1 protein-coding gene is annotated in these 659 nt (G+C 68.1%); it reads left to right on the forward strand.

Features of this window, described 5'->3' with window-relative positions; translation table 11 throughout:
- Window positions 1–659, forward strand: a 659-nt coding sequence (locus KTN05_RS18805) for an FAD-dependent oxidoreductase (RefSeq protein WP_217330674.1), incomplete at both ends; no start/stop codon positions are given.

The raw sequence follows: 659 nt of genomic DNA on the forward strand, positions 1-659 counted from the left end.
GACAGCGATCAGGTGCGGCAGATGGCGCCGTTCCTGAACTTCGACAATGCCCGCTTTCCGATCAAGGGCGCCCTGCTGCAACGCCGCGGCGGCACGGCGCGGCACGACGGCGTCGCCTGGGGCTATGCCCGCGCCGCCGACTTGGCCGGGGTGGACCTGATCCAGAACTGCGAGGTCACCGGTTTCCGCATCGAGAACGGCCGCGTGAAGGGCGTCGAGACCTCGCGCGGCTATATCGGGGCGGGCAAGGTCGGCGTGGCGGTCGCGGGATCGTCCAGCCGGGTGATGTCGCAAGCGGGAATGCGGCTGCCGATCGAAAGCCACGTGTTGCAGGCCTTCGTCTCCGAGGGGCTGAAGCCGACGATTCCGGGGGTCATCACCTTCGGGGCGGGGCATTTCTACGTCAGCCAGTCAGACAAGGGCGGGCTGGTCTTCGGCGGCGACATCGACGGCTACAACTCCTACGCGCAGCGCGGGAGCCTGCCGGTGGTCGAGGACGTGGCCGAATCCGGCATGGCGCTGATGCCGATGATCGGGCGCGCGCGGCTTCTGCGGATCTGGGGTGGGGTCATGGACATGTCCATGGACGGCTCGCCCATCATCGACCGCACGCCGGTCGAGGGGCTCTATCTCAACGCGGGCTGGTGCTATGGCGGCTT

Source organism: Paracoccus sp. Z118 (genome assembly GCF_019061185.1).
In the GTDB taxonomy this organism is placed as follows: Bacteria; Pseudomonadota; Alphaproteobacteria; order Rhodobacterales; family Rhodobacteraceae; genus Paracoccus.